Genomic DNA, 15322 nt, shown 5'->3' with positions numbered 1-15322 from the left:
CATCACTCCCCCACAAAGGACGCACATGAAATGGGTCACCCGTGATTTTGTCCACCTCGACCGCGTGGCCTCCCCCTGGTTGATACAGCGCTTTGTCGACACCGAAGCGGAATTTGTGTTTGTGCCCTGGGGCCAAGAAGAAACGCGTCCCAGCGATGCCACGCCCTTTGGGATGCCCGGCGTGGCCTTGTCCTCGCATGATGAACATGGCACCACCTTTGAAAAAATCATGCGCCAATATGCCTTGGATGACCCGTCCCTGCGCCATATCGCCACCATCATCCAAGCGGGCGTGGACCATGTGCTGCACCATGCCAAAGCGGGTCCTGACGACCGCTGGGCGCAAATCGCTGTGGGGCTGCTGGCGGTTTCTGAAGGCATCATGCTGTTGCACGACACCGACGACGCCATCTTGAAGGCCAGCTTTCCCGTTTACGACGCGCTCTATGCCAACTTACACGCGCATGCTTTGGTCAAAGAAAAAAATCTCGAAATGCCGGGCTACCAAGGGCTGGGGCCCACCTTGCCCACGCGCTTTTTGCGTCAAGTTTTGAAGGCTTCGAGCTGAAATTCACGGGCATGGCCTGAACAAGGCTGGCGACCCGTGTGGACAAGGGCACAGGCTCAAGACCCATACTCGGCGCGCAAAATTTTGGCGCCCTCCACCATCGCTTGCAGCTTTCCTTGGGCCACTTCCCTTGGAAGGTATTTCATGCCGCAATCGGGTGCCAAGATCACTTGTTCAGGCTTGATGAACGCCAAAGCGCGCTTGATGCGCGAAGCCACCACCACCGGGGACTCAATGGCCATGTCGCTCAAGTCCAAGCAACCGACCATGATTTGCTTGTCGCCCAGGGTTTTCAACACCGAGCAATCCAGGCCTGATTGCGCGGTTTCAATCGACACCTGGCTGCAACTGCACTGGGCAAATTCGGGCAAGAAGCTGTAGCCCTCTGGCCGTGCATGGATCACGGCGGCATAGCCAAAACAAATGTGCACAGCGGTGGTGCCCGTGACGCCTTGCAAAGCGCGGTTCAAGGCCTGGATGCCATATTGACGGGCCTTCTCAGGCCGCGCTTGCATATAGGGTTCATCCACTTGAACCACGTCTGCGCCATTGGCAAACAACTCCAAGATCTCAGAATTCAAGGCCACGGCATAGTCCATGGCCGCCTCCTCTTCGGTGGCGTAAAAATCGTTTTGCGCCTGTTGCAACATGGTGAACGGGCCAGGCACGGTGATCTTGACCTTGCGCTGGGTATGGGCCTTCAGAAAAAGCAAATCCTCCAACTCGATGGGCCGGGCGCGCCGGATCTTGCCCACAATGCGGGGCACTGGGTTGGGGTGACCTGATCGGTCCAATCCCACGCCAGGGTTGTCGATGTCAATGCCCTCCAATGCGGTGGCGATGCGATTGGAGTAACTCTCGCGCCGAATTTCGCCGTCGGTGATGATGTCCAAACCGGCATCCTCTTGGGCGCGGATGGCGAGCAAGGTCGCGTCCTCCATGGCTTGCTGCAAATGGGGCTCTGCCACGCGCCACAGTTCTTTGGCACGCACCCGGGGTGGAAAGCGACCCGCGAGTTTTTCGCGGTCGATCAACCAATCGGGTTGGGGGTAACTGCCGACGATGGTGGTGGGGAAAAGCATGGTGTCTCCTGGCGAATAAAAATCAAAAAAATGTCGTTAAGTGGGTGTGGCCCATGGCATGGGGTTGACATTGAGGCCCCAGTAAAAGCTCTTTTGCCGGGTGTATTCCAAGATACCTTGGCGGCCTTTTTCGCGGCCCATGCCGCTCATTTTCATGCCGCCAAACGGGGTGCTGATGGAAAACACTTTATAGGTGTTGACCCATACCGTCCCCGTGTGCAGCGCTGTGCCCAGTCGCCATGCGGTTTTGTAGTCTTGGGTCCAAATGCCGGCGGCCAATCCATAAACGTTGTCATGGCATTGGGCCAGCAAATCTTCCTCGCTGTGCCAAGGCAACAGGGCCAACACGGGGCCAAAAATTTCCTCTTGGCACATGCGTGCCGTGTTGAGTAAGCCCTCCATCACGGTGGGCAAGTAATAGCTGCCGCGCTCATACATGGCCCCTGTTGGCCGGTCGCCGCCATGCAACAACTGCCCTCCCTCTGACAAACCCAACTGCACATAGCGCTCGACCTCCGCGCGGTGGCGGCTGTGGATCAGCGGGCCCATTTGGGTGCGTTCATCAGCGGGGTCACCGACCCGCAAGGCACGCACCCCAGCCAGCAGTCGCTCACGAAAAGCGGCGTAAACCGAAGCATGCACAAAAGCCCTGGAGCCGGCGATGCAGGACTCACCCGATGAGCTGAAGATGCCATACAACACCCCCGCCACCGCGTGGTCCAAATCGGCATCGGCGCAAACAATGGTGGGGGACTTTCCGCCCAGCTCTAAGGACGTGGGCATGAGCTTTTCGGCGGCCAAGCGCTGGATGCCCAAACCCACTTCGGTGCCACCGGTGAAGGCGATGCGCTGGATCAAGGGGTGGCGCACCAAGGCCTCTCCCACCAGCGAGCCTTTGCCCGGCAACACGCTCAAAATGCCATCGGGCACACCCGCTTGCTGGCCAATGCGCGCCAACTCCAAGGCCATGCGGGGGGTGATCTCCGCGGGCTTGATGACCACGGCACAACCAGCGGCCAAGGCCGGCGCGATTTTTTGGGCTTCGCTGGCGATGGGTGAATTCCAGGGGGTGATCGCACCCACCACGCCCAAGGGTTCGTGCACGCTCATGGTGATGAAGTCGCCGCGCTGGGGGGTGAGTTGATCCTCCCAGGTTTCACAGGCCGCTGCAAAGTATTGAAAAGTGCCGGCCGCACTGGCCACCAAGGCACGGGTCTCATTGATGGGCTTGCCGTTGTCCAAGCGTTGCAGCTGTGCCAACTCTTCTGCCCGCTCGCGAATGCCTGCGGCCATGCGGTAGAGGATGCCCGCGCGCTCATGGCGCTTGAGGCCGGCCCAACTTTTGTGCAGCCGGGCTTTTTCAGCCGCTTGCACGGCCTCGTCCACATCGGCCACGGTGGCCGCATGCAGTCGCGCCACCTCGCTGCCATCGGCCGGGTAATGGGTGGAGTATTGGGGTCCGCTGGCATCGCGCCATTGACCGGCAAAAAAAGATTTCAATTCATTGACCATGGTGTGTTCTCAGCGAACATGAGAGTGGGTAGCCCAAGATTGAACCACAGCCATCATTGCCTGTGGGCTGTGAAATCGATCACATGGCCGACCGATGTGTCTTGGCCCTGCATGCGATTGCCTTGCACCGTGGCCTTGACGGTGTGGATGCTTTGATCGGCCGCCACATATTGAAAGCTCAACCGATCGGCTTGCAACTGGGCCCCTACCAAGGCCTGCTCCTGCCCCCCAAAGCGCCTGACTCCGCCAATGCGCTGGAAAATTTGCTCCAGCCGAACACCAAAAGGCGCACCATTGCTGGGCTGAAAGGTCCAGTTTCCGGCCACATCCGCAGGCACCACCCACATCATGGCGCGGGCGCGGGCGGTTTGGGTGATGGCGTCGGGCTCCCACTCGACCATGTCAAAGTCGTGCGAAACCACCCGCGTTCCGGGCTTCATTTTGAGGATGGTGGGCCGCAATTGGTAGTTGATTTCAGGCAGCAAGTACAGGGTCAGCACCGTGGCCTGGCTGAAATCAGTTTGAAAAATATCCCCTTGAACGATGCGCACCTTGTCTTGCACCCCGGCTTCAAGCACTTTTTGCTGGGCGAAAGCTGCCAATTTGGGGTTGTACTCAATGCCCACCGCGCGCGCGCCATGCTTCTTTGCCGCGGTGATGGCGATCACACCGTCTCCTGCACCCAAGTCATACAGCAAGTCTTGGTCATTGACCTGGGCCATGCGCAGCATGTTGTCGACCAGTTCGTTGGGCGTGGGCAACCACATCACGTCCTTGCCCATTTGTCCCAAGGTGGGTTTGTAAGTGACCTCATTGCCTGCGGTTTGTGCCCAGCCGATAGAACACAGCAACAGACAACTGCAGGCCCAAACGAACCCTGTTTTTTGAATGAAATTCACGTCTCAAATACTCCCAAAGGAAAAATACGACAGCGCCCTTCAACACCCATGTTCATGTGTTGGCTGGATGCGTCATGCCAGCCTCAGGCAGTGGCATCAACAATTCTGCACGAATGTCGCTCAAGCTCGAGGTGCCACACAAGCTCATGGTGCGGATCAGCTCGTCTTTCAAGATGGCCAATGCACGCTGGGCACCGGCCTCACCTGTTGCAGTCGCGCCGTACACCATGGCCCGCCCTATCAACACACCGTGCGCCCCCAATGCCAGGGCCTTCACCACATCTTGGCCTCGCCGCACACCGCCGTCGACCCACACCGGTATGCGCCCGCGCACCGCCCGCAACACATCGGGCAAAGCATGCAAGCTGGCCACCGCCCCGTCCAACTGCCGCCCGCCGTGGTTGGACACCACCAAAGCATCGCAGCCCATGGCACACGCGCGCTCTGCGTCGGCTGGATGCAAGATGCCCTTGAGCACCAGGGGCCTGGGCCAGAGATCCCGCACTTGTTGCAAGGCAGCCCAATCAAAACCCGTGTCATGGTTGCGCCCCACCGATGAGGCCAAAGCCGAGGCGCTGGTTTGATGTGCGGCCAAACCCAACAGGTTTTCCATCACCGGCATGCCGTGCCGCGCTATTCGCGACCACCAGGCCGGCTTGGATGCAAAGTCCCACAGGTTGTGGCCGGTGAATTTGAATGGCACAGAAAAGTGGTTGCGACGGTCACGCTCGCGGTTCCCACCTACCGGCAAATCCACCGTGATGACCAATGCCTCGTAATCGGCCGCCAGGGCGCGGCGAATCAAGCCAAAGAAAAAGTCCTTGTCTTTCAGGGTATAGGGCTGAAACCAAAGCCGCCCTTGAACGGCTTTGGCAATGCGCTCCATGGATGCCGTGGCCGTGCTGGACAAGATGTAGGGTATGCCGGCAGCCACCGCGGCCTTGGCAATGGCCACATCTGCGCCTGGATAGCCATACCCCAATGCGCCGGTCGGGGCCGTGGCCATGGGCATGGCGATGCTGCGACCAAACACCTCTCTTTGGGTGTCGATGACCGACACATTGCGCAATACCTGGGGTCTGAAACGCAGATCCTGAAATGCCTGGCGGTTGGCGCGCAAGGTCACTTCATCTTCTGCACCGCCATCGAAAAAATCATACAAAGCGCGTGGCAAACGGCGCTGGGCCGCCAGACGCAAGTCTTCAATTGAGTGGGCCGCTGTCAACCGCGAACCCCTGGCTTCAAACCGCCGCAAGAGCAGTGAACAGACATGTGAAGGCCAGCCACTTCAGTCAAGTGAACTGGGCCTGGGGCGTCCACAGCCAGTCCAGGCAGCGGTACTGGTCTTCCACGTTGCGTTGGCTGAAGATGTCAGAGCGCACCTGCGCTTGCACGCCGTCGCAGTGATAGTCTTCCCACAAGTGGCGCGACACCCATTGAACCCGCGCCGTTCGCAAAAAACGCGCTCGCTCAAACGCCTTAAAAGCAGACGAGACGTCCATGCCGTGCTGCTGCATGCGTTGCGACATACACACCACATCCTCCAGCGCCATGCCAGCCCCTTGGGCCAAGGATTGCAGGGTGGCGTGGGCCGCATCGCCCAGCAGGCAAACGCGACCATCGTGCCAGTTGCGCATGGGCTCGCGGTCAGCAATCGCCCAGCGCCGCTCAAGGTTGACCAAACGCGCCACTTGCTGTGCCTCGGGCTGCGCCTGTGCCAACAAGTCTTGCAAGTATTCTTGATACCCCTGGTCTTGGGTAGACGACAAATGCGCAGGCATGCGCACCACCAACACAATGTTGAGCAAGCTGGCTTGTCGCAACGGGTAGTAAATCACGTGCAAGCCCGGCCCAGCCCACATGGTGACGCTTTGGCGTTGTTGCACCATGGCCGGGGCTTGGTCCATCGGGATCAGGCTGCGGTGGGCCACATAACCCGATTCACGCGGGACATCCTCAGGGTGCATTTGGGCGCGCAAACGCGAGCGCAAGCCGTCACATGCCACCACGGCAGTGGCTTGGATGGTCTGGCCTTGTGACGTTTGCAAGCTCACCGTGTCTGGGGTTTGGGTGTACCCGGTGACGGTGGTGGACTGATTGAGTGAAATATGAGGATACTTTTCACAGGCTTTGAGCAACAACTCATGCATGTCCACACGGTGAATAGCGATATAGGGTTGCGACTGGTAGCGTTGAGCGAAATCAGCGCTTTGCAAAGGGATGTGTGACAGCGTTTGCCCGGTGAGGTAGTCATAGAGCATGATCTCTTTGGGGAAATAAGCAGCAGCGCGAACTGCTTCCCCAACCCCTAATTCATCCAGCATGGGCATGACATTGGGCCCCATTTGCACGCCATATCCAATGGCCCCAATTTGATCGGCCTGCTCCAGCAACTGGACCCGATGCCCTTGGCGCCCCATGGCCAGGGCCATGGCCACGCCACCTATGCCGCCGCCGACCACCACCACGGGGTGTTGTTGGGTCAAACTGGATGGCATAAAACCCCCTCAATCACTGGCAACGATCCCGTTGCGCTTGATAAACGCAGCATAACTGTCTCTTTCCTTTTTCATGGAGGCGGCCAAAGCCGACAGGGTATCCACTTCACCGACCAAGCCCTGTGATTCGAGCTTGGCCGCAAATGCGACCGATTTGGTGATGGCCACCAACTCACGGTGGATGCGCTCAACCACCGCAGCCGGGGTGCCAGTGGGGGCAACCAGACTGAACGAACTGTTGGTGCTGACATCGGCAAAGCCCGCCTCGGCCACAGTGGGCAGACCCGGCAACAAAGGCGTGCGCTGCTCGCTGGCGATGGGAATGATCTTGCCGGACTTGATCAAAGACAGGGCAGAGGCCACATCCGGAAACAAAAAATTCAACTGCCCAGCCAGTAAATCTTGGTAGGCGGGGCCGACACCTTTGTAGGGCACATGCAAAAAGCGGGCACCCGTTTTCTCTTCCAGCATGCGCACACCCAGGTAAGTGGTGCTGCCCGTGCCCGCCGAGCCAAATGAGACCTTGCCAGGTTCGCGCTTGCCAAAATCAATCAACTCGGCCAAGCTGCGTGCCTTGGTGGCTGGATGGACCACCAGCACCAAAGGCGCAAACGCGCGCATGATGGGAACGAAATCGCGCTCCGCGTCATAGGACAAGTTTTTAAACAAGCTGCCATTGATGGTCAAGGATGTATTGGCCGAAACCAAAAACGTATAACCGTCTGGTGGCGATTTGGCCACCGCTGCGGCGCCAATATTGCCGCTGGCCCCAGGCCGGTTTTCGACCACAAACTGCTGCTTGAACAAATCGCCCAAGGCCTGGGCCAACATGCGAGCGTACAGATCGGTGCCACCACCTGGCGAGGAGGAAACGATCAACTTCACCGGCCGCGCTGGCCAAGCCTCTTGGGCCAGTGACGAAAAAGGGGTGATGCTGGTCATACCCGTCAGACCCAAAGCACCCGCTTTGAGCCACTGGCGGCGGCTCAAGTCCAATGTGCCCAATGGTGAGTCGGGGCATTCCATGGGAAAAATTTTCATGCGCTGCCAAATAATGAGTGGGGGTTGAATCTGTGGGTCGACATCACTGATCATGCCCGAAAAAGATGGGCTCAAACCGCGGGATTTACCCATGCCAGCAGGGCTTGGGCATCCAGCTGTACCCCATGAGACACCCCCCAAGCAGGGATGTCACCACAGCTACTCTGGGGCCCTGCTTGCCCCGCCATCCGGCCTGAACTCTGGTCATAATGAAGCGCTTATTGATTCACACGCACCGCATGAAAAACCTGACCATATTGACCGGCGCTTCCCGTGGCATGGGCTTGGCATTGGCGCAACAACTTTGTAGCCAGGCGAATGCCCAGTTGCTGTGCATTTCACGCCAAAGCGCTCCCGCTTTGGACAGCTGGGCTTCCAGCAAGGGTGCGAGCTTGGTTCAGTGGCGTGCGGACCTTTCGCAGCCCATACCGGTGGCGCAAAAGCTGTTGGCTTGGTTGCAACAGTTGGACCCTGCTCAATTTGCCAGCATCACCTTGATCAACAACGCGGGCGTGATTGGCCACTTAGGCCCAATGACGCCTCAAAGTGATGAGCTTTTGCAACAAACTTTGGCCATCAATTTGCAAGCCCCCATGCAACTCACTGCGGCCTTTTTGACCGCCACCCGCGCCTGGCATGCATCCAAAAAGGTGGTGAATATTTCTTCTGGTCTGGGTCGGCGCGCCATGGCTGGCAGCAGCATGTATTGCGCCAGCAAAGCCGGCTTGGATCACTTCAGCCGTTGTGTGGCCTTGGAAGAGGCCAGCTTGCCCAACGGCGCACGCATAGTTTCTTTGGCACCCGGGGTGATTGACACCGACATGCAATCCGATTTGCGTGCAGGGGACCCCAGCCAGTTTCCCGACCGAGAGAATTTTGTCAACCTCAAAACCACGGGCGCGCTGGCCTCTCCAGATGAGGCAGCGGCTCGAATACTGGCCTACCTGAAGCGCCCCGACTTTGGCCAGCAACCGGTGGCGGACTCCCGCGACGCTTGAGCCCACTGAACTGTCACTTTTATCCAGGAGAACCCCATGCGTGATGTTGTCGTTGTGAGTGCCGTGCGCACCGCGATTGGAACCTTTGGCGGCAGCCTCAAAGATGTGCCGCCCATCGAATTGGGAACCACGGTGGTGCGTGAGGCCTTGTCCCGCGCCCAGGTCAATGGCGCGGATGTGGGCCATGTGGTGTTTGGCCATGTGGTCAATACCGAGCCCAAAGACATGTACCTGTCTCGGGTGGCTGCCATCCAAGCCGGTTGCGGCCAAGAAACCCCCGCCTTCAATGTGAACCGCTTGTGCGGTTCTGGCTTGCAAGCCATTGTGTCTGCGGCCCAGTCAATTCAATTGGGTGACTGCGACATTGCCATTGGTGGTGGCGCAGAAAACATGAGCCGCGCGCCTTTTGCCAGCCTGAACATGCGCTGGGGCTCACGCATGGGCGACACCAAAATGGTGGACATGATGGTCGGCGCCTTGCACGACCCGTTTCAAACCATCCACATGGGGGTGACGGCCGAGAACATCGCCAAAAAATGGGGCATCACCCGGGATGAGCAAGACGCTTTGGCGCTGGAAAGTCACCTGCGCGCCGAGCGTGCCACGGCGCAAGGTCGGTTCACAGACCAAATCGTGCCCGTCATGCTCAAAACCCGCAAAGGCGACGTTGCCTATGCCACCGACGAACACTTTCGCACTGGGGCCACTGCGGAAGACTTTTCCAAACTCAAGCCCGTCTTCATCAAAGAAAACGGAACCGTGACCGCAGGCAATGCATCGGGCATCAACGACGCGGCAGCCGCCGTGGTGTTGATGGACGCCCAAGTGGCCCAGCAACGTGGCTTGAAGCCCATGGCACGTTTGGTGGCCTATGCCCATGCGGGTGTGGACCCAGCTTATATGGGCATTGGCCCCGTCCCTGCCACCCAGAAAGCCCTGGCCAAAGCCGGCTTGTCGGTGGCCGATTTGGATGTCATCGAAGCCAACGAGGCGTTTGCCGCTCAGGCCTGTGCGGTCACCCGCGACCTGGGCCTGGACCCCGCCAAGGTCAACCCCAATGGCTCGGGCATTTCATTGGGCCACCCGATTGGCGCCACGGGCGCTTTGATCACCGTCAAGGCTTTGCATGAACTGCATCGCATCCAAGGGCGCTATGCCTTGGTGACCATGTGCATTGGTGGCGGTCAAGGCATTGCCGCCATCTTTGAGCGCGCTTGAGCGCAGGCTGAACCCAACTGTCCCCAACCAAAACCCATTGATGCGAGCGACACCATGACCGAGATCGTGATTGACGACAAATACACCAACCCCAGCGAACCCAGTTTGCAATGGTCAGATGACTTGGTGGTGGACATGGCCCCCATGGACGAGACCCATGTGGAATTTGTCGCCCTGCTGGGCGCTGCCCAAATGGCCAACGATGCCGATTTGATGGACCGCTACGAGGCCGTCCTCACCCACACCCAAGACCATTTCGAGCGCGAAGACCGCTGGATGGCGCAAACCCAATTTGGGCCTATGGGTTGCCACGCCCAGCAACACGACACCATTTTGCAAGTCATGAAAGAAGGTTTGCGCCGTGGCCGCGAGCTCCATCAATTGCCCTTGGTCAGGCAACTGTTGCACGAAGTCGGCCTTTGGTTTGAGCAACACGCCCAAACCATGGATGCTGGCTTGGCCCTGTACCTCAAGGCCGCCGAGTTTGACCCGGAAACCGGTTTGATGGCCAAGCCCGAGGCGGTGGCATCAGCGCCTCAGTGCTGAGACAGCCTTTCAATGGCCAAGGCTGAACCCGCGACCAAGGCTTTTAATTTGGCCTGAGCCGTCTCGCGGTCCATGGGCGCCATGCCGCAGTTGGTGCAAGGAAACAGGTGTTCCTTGCTGACAAATTGCAAAGCTTTGCCAATGGTGTCGGCCACTTCTTCAGGGGTTTCGATCACATCGGAAGCCACATCGATCACGCCCACCATCACATCTTTGCCTTTGAGCAAAGAAATCAAATCCATGGGCACATGCGAGTGAAAGCACTCTAGGCTGACTTGCTGGATGCTGCTTTTGGCCAGCGCTGGAAACACTTTTTCATATTGCCGCCACTCGTGGCCCAAGGTGTTTTTCCAGTCCACATTGGCTTGGATGCCATAGCCATAGCAAATGTGCACCGCGGTGGTACAGGTCAGGCCTTGGGCGGCACGCTCTAGCGCTTTCACCCCCCAATCGGCGGCGTCTTCCATGTAGACATTGAAAGCGGGTTCGTCAAACTGGATGATGTCGATGCCATCGGCTTGCAGCGCCAGTGCCTCTTGGTTCAGCAACTCGGCAAAGGCCATGGCCATTTGGATGCGGCCCTCTTTGCCCTCACCATAAAACCGGTCGGCCACGGTGTCCACGATCGTCATCGGGCCGGGCAAGGTGAACTTGGTTTTTTTCTGTGTGTGGGCACGCAGCAGTTGGGCTTCCATGGCGTGGACTCGCCCTTTCAAGCGCAGCTTGGCCACCACCTGCGGCACCATGGCGTCATAGCGGTTGTTGCGGATGCCCATCTTGACCTTGTTTTCAAAGTCAATGCCCTCGACCTGCTCTAAAAAACCATGCACAAAATGCTGCCGTGCTTGCTCGCCGTCGCCGATGATGTCCAAACCGGCGTCTTCTTGCGCCTTGATCCACAGCAGCGTGGCGTCGGCCTTGGCTTGCAGCAAAGAGGCACCGGCTTGTTTCCATTGTGGCCAGAGTTTTTGGGTCTCGGCCAGCCATTCAGGTTTGGGCAAGCTGCCCGCAATTGAAGTCGAAAACATCAAAAACCTTTCTGTGTGGAGGATCAGCTCAATGCCGCCTCAAGCTCGGGGGATGGAGCCCGCTGACCCCAAGCAAATTCTTTGGCCAACAGTTCATAAGAGCGACGCTGGTGCACAGGGTCATGGGTCCAGGTGATCACCACGATTTCATCGATGTCCATGCGTTGCGCCAAAGCGCGCAGTTTGTTGGCCACTTGGGGGCCCGAGCCCACCAAGGCATTGGCTTTGAGTTGCGCCAGGGCGAGTTGTTCAGCCGGGCTGTAGTCACGCTCAGCCTGGTCTGGCGGCATGACCGGGCCAATGCGGCCCAGGTTGCGGTCCATGCGCCAACGGGCCCGGCTTTTGAACAAATGCCAGGCTTGTTCCTCGGTGTCAGCGGCCAAGGCCCAGACACACACCGTCGCGTGGGGCCGGGGTCGTTCCTCGGTAGGCCGGAAGTTTTGCCGATACAAATCCAAGGCGGTCTCCAAGCCCTGCCCCTCGGTGATGAAGTAGGCAAACGCATAGGGCAAGCTCAGGTGTGCGGCCAATTGGGCGCCATAGTCTGAACTGCCCAACATCCAAATATCGGGCGTGGTGTCGCTGCTGGGGTAGGCGAACACCCCGTGCCCAGGATGACCCACTGGCAAGGGCGTGCCGGTGATCCAAGCTTGCAACTCCAGCACCTGCTGGGGAAAGCGCTCAGATGCATATCGGTCCGGATTGAGGACCTGCGCGGTGCGGCCGTCGCTGCCGGGTGCGCGCCCCACACCCAAATCGATGCGCCCTGGTGCCAGGGCATTGAGCACCCTGAATTGCTCGGCCACTTTGAGGGCTGAGTAGTGGGGCAACATCACCCCGGCACTGCCAATGCGAATGCGCTGGGTTCGCGCGGCGATAGCGGCCATGAGGATTTCGGGCGCGGTGCCGACGATGCTGGGGTGGCTGTGGTGCTCGCTGACCCAAAAACGCCGGTAGCCCCAAGCTTCGCAGTGCTGCGCCAGCGCCAAAGTGTTGCGCACCGCTTGGTCTTGGGAGGAACCGGCCGCGGCGATGGACTGGTCAAGGACAGAAAGTTGAATCATGTCCCAAGCTTAGCGCAAGCCGTGGTCGCATCCGTCCCATCGGGGCTGGGCTGGAATCAAGTGCCCTGCCCGGCTCAAACCGCCTTGGATGGGCGGGCGTATTCAGCCTCTTGCAGGGCGCGCCACATCACCTTGCCGCTGGCGCTTTTGGGCAAGACGCCCATGAATTCAATTTCTTTGGGCGCCTTGTACACGGCCATGTGGTTTCGGCACCAAGCCATGACGTCTTGTTCCGTGACCCGCCCTTGGTGCTCAGGGCGCAGCACCACCATCGCTTTCACGCTTTCGCCGCGGTACGGGTCACGGGTGGCGATGATGCAGGCCTCCAAGATGGCCGGGTGCTGAAACATCAGCGCCTCCACTTCGGCCGGCCACACTTTGAAGCCCGAAGCATTGATCATGCGCTTGAGCCGATCGGTGATGAAAAAATAGCCCTCCTCATCCATGCGGCCCAGGTCACCCGAACGAAAAAACCTTTTGCCGTCCAACTCAAAAAAAGCTTTGGCGGTTTCATCGGGGCGCTTCCAATAGCCTTGGAACACTTGGGGACCATGGATCACGATCTCCCCAGCCTCTCCCACCGGCAACTCAGTCAAATGTTGGGGGTCCACGACGCGCGCATCTGTGCTCATGAATGGCACGCCCAAACACTGCTGCTTGGGCCGGTCTGGCGGGTTGGAATGCGATGGGGCAGAGGTTTCGGTCAAACCATAACCTTCGATGTATTTTAGCCCCCACTGGGTGTTTAAACGCTGCGCCACCGCTTGCGGCATAGCTGCACCGCCACCGCCGATATGCACCAAACTGCTCAGGTCGTATTGGTCCACATCGGGGCTGCCCAACAGGTCGATCACCATGGTCGGGATATTGGTCCAATGGGTGACCCGATGGCGCTGGATCAAGCGGGCCGCCAAATCCCGGTTCCAGCGGGGCATCAACACCAAAGTGGCCCCCAAATAGATGGCCGAATGCATCACCGAGACCATGCCCGTGATGTGGAACATGGGCACCACGCACAAGCTCACATTGTCTGGCGTGCCCTGGCTCCAAAAGGCCGAGGCCATGGCGTTGTGCATCAAACTTTGGTGCAGGTGGATACACCCCTTGGGCAGGCCGGTGGTGCCGCTGGTGTAGGGTAAAACCGCCATGTCAGCGGCTTGGGCGGTGTGCGCGGGCAACTCGGCTGCACAGGCCAGCGCATCCACCCAGTGGTGGGTTTGACCAGATTTCAATACAGGCACTGGATGCGATGACAGCAGCCAATCGCGCCAAGCCTCTGGCATGTCCCCCTCAGGTGTGCTTTTGGGATCAAATCCATCGCTGTGCTGCGTGACCAACACGTGGTTCAATTGCTGATCGAGGGGCAAGGCCTCGTTGGCCAGCGCCATTTCATCGGCCAAGTCGGCGGAGGTGATGGCCACACGGGCATCAGCGTCCACAATGTAATGTTGCAATTCCAAACTGCGGTTCATGGGGTTGACCGGCACCACCACCGCATTGGCGCGCAAGATCGCAAAGTGAGCGATCAACCATTGGGGGCAGTTTTGCATGGTTAGCAGCACCCGGTCGCCAGCCACCACGCCATGCACAACGAGCCAAGCCGCCAAACGCTCAGCTTGGCGCATCACTTCCGGGTAAGTCCACGCTGTGCCCATGAAATGGACGGCGCTCTTTTGAGGATATCGAAGGGCATTGACCGCCAAGTTGTCCCACAGCGTGGTGGATGGCAAGACCATGTCAAGCGGCAAACGCTGGGGCCAATGGGGGTGGTGCGCGCGCTGGTGGGGATTGGGGCCCGATGGGGGCAACTTCAGTGGCATGACAAACTCATGTTAAACAGGCCACAAGCATAAAAGGCTTTGTCATTCGGGGCATGGGTGAAACCCCTGCACAGCCGATGCCCCGTGTCGGACTCACATGTCGCGCATGCGAACCAATTCGTCCTGCCGCTTGGCCATTTGTCCCATGCTGACCAATGCATTCAAATAACCCTTGAGCCAACCCATGTCGATGGGTTTGTGCATCAATTGAACGCCTTCTGGCATGCCACCCTCTGCAGCGATCTCTTGTGGCGACAGAGCGGTGACCACCACCACCACCATTTGGGCATAGCGGGGGTGATCGTGCAATGTGCGGATCAGCTCAAACCCATCCAATCCCGGCATGCGCAAATCGGTGATCAGCACTTGGGGTTGCAACTGCGGCCAATCGAGCAGTGCTGTCATGGCCGAACTGAAAAAGCTCGGGTCCAAGGGCAAGTCCCATTGTTGAAAGTGATCACTCAGCATCTGGCGCGTGAGGTCTTCGTCTTCGACCACCATCACCTTCAGCCTTTGGCCTGAAACCAAATGGGACTTGGAGATGTAGTTGTTGCGGCGTTGGAAATCTCTCACCGATTGGATGGAGATGCGCCGGTGGCCGCCTTGGGTTTTCCATGCCACCAATTCACCTTTTTCGACCAGCGATTGAACCGTGCCCACGGACAGGTCCAACATCTTGGCGGCGTAACTGGTGCCGCAATATTCACTGCCTGCATCAAAAGTGATCTTGTTACTCATGAGTTGCCCCTTTGAGGTTAAATTGAAATTGAGAATTCATTATAAAGTATTAACTTAATAAATAAAATTATTAATAAACTCTTTATTTATGAATTCCCTCCACACATCCACTTGACTCCCAAGGCCAGTCCCAGGCGGTTCGCTGGTGAAACCCGCTTATTTGTAACTGAATGTAACATTTATTCTGGGTGCCGTGTAAAAACCTTCTCACCGAGCCATGACCCGTCTGCATCTGCATTGTTAGTCGATGGGAAAGGCTGGCACCTTGTGTTGAAATCTACGCATATCAGTCTTTCTAATCATCACCTGC

Annotated in this window: 14 protein-coding genes; 4 read left to right on the top strand and 10 right to left on the bottom strand. The window is 58.4% G+C overall.

Going from position 1 to position 15322, the window contains the following annotated elements; translation table 11 throughout:
- Positions 1-25 precede the first annotated feature (25 nt).
- Positions 26-568 (top strand): chromate resistance protein ChrB domain-containing protein, encoded by a 543-nt coding sequence (locus AC8GFZ_RS10975; RefSeq protein ID WP_506644920.1) that lies wholly within the window; start codon positions 26-28, stop codon positions 566-568.
- A 56-nt stretch (positions 569-624) separates the two neighbouring features.
- Here AC8GFZ_RS10975 and AC8GFZ_RS10970 read toward each other — a convergent pair whose 3' ends face one another.
- From AC8GFZ_RS10970 to AC8GFZ_RS10945, 6 genes are all read right to left on the bottom strand, one after another.
- Positions 625-1650 (bottom strand): uroporphyrinogen decarboxylase family protein, encoded by a 1026-nt coding sequence (locus AC8GFZ_RS10970; protein ID WP_506644919.1) that lies wholly within the window; start codon positions 1648-1650, stop codon positions 625-627.
- A 36-nt stretch (positions 1651-1686) separates the two neighbouring features.
- Positions 1687-3162 (bottom strand): aldehyde dehydrogenase, encoded by a 1476-nt coding sequence (locus AC8GFZ_RS10965; RefSeq protein WP_506644918.1) that lies wholly within the window; start codon positions 3160-3162, stop codon positions 1687-1689.
- A gap of 53 nt (positions 3163-3215) precedes the next feature.
- Positions 3216-4013 carry an SAM-dependent methyltransferase gene (locus tag AC8GFZ_RS10960; RefSeq protein WP_506644917.1) on the bottom strand — a complete coding sequence of 266 codons (798 nt, stop codon included), beginning with the start codon at positions 4011-4013 and terminating at the stop codon, positions 3216-3218.
- Between the two features lie 100 nt (positions 4014-4113).
- A complete protein-coding gene (locus AC8GFZ_RS10955) occupies positions 4114-5286 on the bottom strand; it encodes an alpha-hydroxy acid oxidase (protein ID WP_506644916.1) in 1173 nt (390 codons plus the stop codon).
- A gap of 67 nt (positions 5287-5353) precedes the next feature.
- On the bottom strand, positions 5354-6559 hold the full coding sequence (locus AC8GFZ_RS10950) for an FAD-dependent monooxygenase (RefSeq protein ID WP_506644915.1): 1206 nt from the start codon (positions 6557-6559) through the stop codon (positions 5354-5356).
- Between the two features lie 9 nt (positions 6560-6568).
- Positions 6569-7600, bottom strand: a complete 1032-nt coding sequence (locus AC8GFZ_RS10945) for a Bug family tripartite tricarboxylate transporter substrate binding protein (RefSeq protein ID WP_506644914.1) — start codon at positions 7598-7600, stop codon at positions 6569-6571.
- A gap of 239 nt (positions 7601-7839) precedes the next feature.
- Here AC8GFZ_RS10945 and AC8GFZ_RS10940 point away from each other — a divergent pair, with 239 nt between their 5' ends.
- Genes AC8GFZ_RS10940 through AC8GFZ_RS10930 form a run of 3 tightly spaced genes read left to right on the top strand, consistent with a single transcriptional unit; the run spans position 7840 to position 10362 of the window.
- Positions 7840-8598 (top strand): SDR family NAD(P)-dependent oxidoreductase, encoded by a 759-nt coding sequence (locus AC8GFZ_RS10940; protein WP_506644913.1) that lies wholly within the window; start codon positions 7840-7842, stop codon positions 8596-8598.
- A 36-nt stretch (positions 8599-8634) separates the two neighbouring features.
- Positions 8635-9816 (top strand): beta-ketothiolase BktB, encoded by a 1182-nt coding sequence (gene bktB, locus AC8GFZ_RS10935; protein WP_506644912.1) that lies wholly within the window; start codon positions 8635-8637, stop codon positions 9814-9816.
- A 54-nt stretch (positions 9817-9870) separates the two neighbouring features.
- Positions 9871-10362 (top strand): hemerythrin domain-containing protein, encoded by a 492-nt coding sequence (locus tag AC8GFZ_RS10930; RefSeq protein ID WP_506644911.1) that lies wholly within the window; start codon positions 9871-9873, stop codon positions 10360-10362.
- Here the strand turns inward: AC8GFZ_RS10930 and AC8GFZ_RS10925 are convergent.
- The 4 genes from AC8GFZ_RS10925 to AC8GFZ_RS10910 form a co-directional block, all read right to left on the bottom strand.
- A complete protein-coding gene (locus tag AC8GFZ_RS10925) occupies positions 10353-11390 on the bottom strand; it encodes a methionine synthase (RefSeq protein ID WP_506644910.1) in 1038 nt (345 codons plus the stop codon). The two genes, AC8GFZ_RS10930 and AC8GFZ_RS10925, sit on opposite strands and share 10 nt — an antisense overlap.
- 23 nt (positions 11391-11413) lie before the next feature.
- Complete coding sequence (locus tag AC8GFZ_RS10920) at positions 11414-12451, bottom strand: LLM class flavin-dependent oxidoreductase (protein ID WP_506645114.1); 1038 nt, start codon at positions 12449-12451, stop codon at positions 11414-11416.
- 77 nt (positions 12452-12528) lie between these two features.
- Positions 12529-14274: a long-chain fatty acid--CoA ligase gene (locus tag AC8GFZ_RS10915; protein ID WP_506644909.1), complete on the bottom strand. Its 1746-nt coding sequence runs from the start codon at positions 14272-14274 to the stop codon at positions 12529-12531.
- 93 nt (positions 14275-14367) lie between these two features.
- Positions 14368-15012, bottom strand: a complete 645-nt coding sequence (locus AC8GFZ_RS10910; protein WP_506644908.1) for a response regulator — start codon at positions 15010-15012, stop codon at positions 14368-14370.
- Between the last annotated feature and the right edge of the window lie 310 nt (positions 15013-15322).

Source organism: Limnohabitans rimovensis (SeqCode), assembly GCF_965234775.1.
In the GTDB taxonomy this organism is placed as follows: Bacteria; Pseudomonadota; Gammaproteobacteria; order Burkholderiales; family Burkholderiaceae_C; genus Limnohabitans; species Limnohabitans rimovensis.
The sequence above is the reverse complement of the archived record's forward strand: the minus strand, read 5'-3'. Positions and strand labels throughout refer to the sequence as shown.

Excerpts from the sequence above, each read along its gene's own strand:
- AC8GFZ_RS10975 (WP_506644920.1), top strand. The coding sequence starts at position 26 with ATGAAATGGGTCACCCGTGATTTTGTCCACCTCGACCGCGTGGCCTCC.
- AC8GFZ_RS10970 (WP_506644919.1), bottom strand. The coding sequence starts at position 1,650 with ATGCTTTTCCCCACCACCATCGTCGGCAGTTACCCCCAACCCGATTGG.
- AC8GFZ_RS10965 (WP_506644918.1), bottom strand. The coding sequence starts at position 3,162 with ATGGTCAATGAATTGAAATCTTTTTTTGCCGGTCAATGGCGCGATGCC.
- AC8GFZ_RS10950 (WP_506644915.1), bottom strand. The coding sequence starts at position 6,559 with ATGCCATCCAGTTTGACCCAACAACACCCCGTGGTGGTGGTCGGCGGC.
- AC8GFZ_RS10945 (WP_506644914.1), bottom strand. The coding sequence starts at position 7,600 with ATGAAAATTTTTCCCATGGAATGCCCCGACTCACCATTGGGCACATTG.
- AC8GFZ_RS10940 (WP_506644913.1), top strand. The coding sequence starts at position 7,840 with ATGAAAAACCTGACCATATTGACCGGCGCTTCCCGTGGCATGGGCTTG.
- bktB (WP_506644912.1), top strand. The coding sequence starts at position 8,635 with ATGCGTGATGTTGTCGTTGTGAGTGCCGTGCGCACCGCGATTGGAACC.
- AC8GFZ_RS10930 (WP_506644911.1), top strand. The coding sequence starts at position 9,871 with ATGACCGAGATCGTGATTGACGACAAATACACCAACCCCAGCGAACCC.
- AC8GFZ_RS10925 (WP_506644910.1), bottom strand. The coding sequence starts at position 11,390 with ATGTTTTCGACTTCAATTGCGGGCAGCTTGCCCAAACCTGAATGGCTG.
- AC8GFZ_RS10915 (WP_506644909.1), bottom strand. The coding sequence starts at position 14,274 with ATGCCACTGAAGTTGCCCCCATCGGGCCCCAATCCCCACCAGCGCGCG.
- AC8GFZ_RS10910 (WP_506644908.1), bottom strand. The coding sequence starts at position 15,012 with ATGAGTAACAAGATCACTTTTGATGCAGGCAGTGAATATTGCGGCACC.